Here is a 1,442-nt window from a genome sequence, read left to right as displayed (position 1 = left end):
GTTCCGTATCGAGACCCACCCTCGGATGCGCGTTAGAGCGTGGGTCTGGGCGATGAGCGTGGGTCTGGGCGATGAGATGGCGTGAGGACGGGCGCACTCCCGCCGAGACCCACGCACCCCTGCGAGACCCACACCTGGATGCGCGTTAGAGCGTGGGTCTGGGCGATGAGCGTGGGTCTCGGTGACACCAGGGGGCTCGGCGAGCACGAGTGCAGCGTGCGTCAGGGGCGGAGGCCGAACGCACGGAGCCGCGCACCGAGAGCATCCGACGTGACGATGTCCTCGGATCCCCAGCGGACGATCCGCCACCCGGTGACTCCGCGGATCGCATCCTCCCGACGCTTCTCCGCGAGCACCACGGCCTCCGCCGACATCCCTGTGCGCAACGTCGGATCGAGGTACTTTCCTCGCCCGTCGAACTCGCCGAACGTCCGCGCTCCCCGAAAGGCGAAGTCGAGCGAGTACTCCTCGCCGTGCGGTCCGGTGACGCGCGACTGCAGATCGACCTCGGTGAACCCGAGACGGTGAAGGTGCAGACGACTCACGCTCTCTCCGGGCAGCTGAGCGCGGCCATCTGAGAACGCGATCACCTCTCGGGCCTGACGGATGCCACGGTTCGAGAGGGTATGCGCCCGCCTCCCGAGTTCACTCCGCCACTCTGCGGCAGCCGCATGGTCCTGGTCGTGTCGCCGGACCGCCATGCGCCGTAGCGCCGCGTCGGCGACGGCGATCGCCGCTTCGGGCGTGAGCCGGCATGCCAGATCGAGCACGGTCCTCTCGAGCGAGGTGCATCGGATGCCTTCGACTTCCACGAGGTCGCTATCGCGGAGAGTGAGATCGTGCCTCGCGACACCCCACTTCACTCTGCTGCGACTCGTCGGACCGAGAACAGCGTGAACGTGGGTCGGCGAGGTCCGATAGAGCGGAAGCCCGTGGATGACGGCCGCCGAAGCGAAGCAGAATGTGGCACGGCCACCGGCGGATTCCCGGTGCACGGCGAGCACCTTCAACAGATGACGACTCTCGTCCCAGAGCTGCTCCCACTCCACTGAATCCGCGTACCAGCCGCGACGCACTCGCACGATCGAGCCGTCGTCGACCATGGCCCGGAGCTCGCGCTCCGTCACCCCTCGAGCGAGCACATCACTTCTGGCGAGAAGGAGCCGGCACGCTTCCTCGATGGTGATGGTCCTGCGCATGCATTCGATCCTCACCCTTCCCGCAGCCCATCCACGCTGCGATGACCAGCGCTTGCCGGAAGTGCGGACAACTCGCTTCACATCCACGCTGTGCAGAACAACAGTCGGCGGTGCACCTGCCTACCTGGCAGTCCCCGGACCCATGCCTATCGTCGAGACCCATGCCCCCGAGCGACTGCGGGCGTGGGTGTCGGCGACAGCCTTGGGTCTCGACGATAGGCATGGGTCCGGGGACTGCCAGGT

At 67.1% G+C, this 1,442-nt stretch carries 1 protein-coding gene; it reads right to left on the bottom strand.

Going from position 1 to position 1,442, the window contains the following annotated elements; translation table 11 throughout:
• Positions 1 to 221 precede the first annotated feature (221 nt).
• Positions 222 to 1,199, bottom strand: a complete 978-nt coding sequence (locus FFS56_RS20360; protein ID WP_046747879.1) for a hypothetical protein — start codon at positions 1,197 to 1,199, stop codon at positions 222 to 224.
• Positions 1,200 to 1,442: the final 243 nt, after the last annotated feature.

It is taken from the genome of Microbacterium sp. Beta, from assembly GCF_005502545.1.
Lineage (GTDB): Bacteria > Actinomycetota > Actinomycetes > Actinomycetales > Microbacteriaceae > Microbacterium > Microbacterium oxydans.
Note: the sequence above shows the minus strand (reverse complement) of the source record. Positions and strands in the feature narration are given on the sequence as shown.

Excerpts from the sequence above, each read along its gene's own strand:
- FFS56_RS20360 (WP_046747879.1), bottom strand. The coding sequence starts at position 1,199 with ATGCGCAGGACCATCACCATCGAGGAAGCGTGCCGGCTCCTTCTCGCC.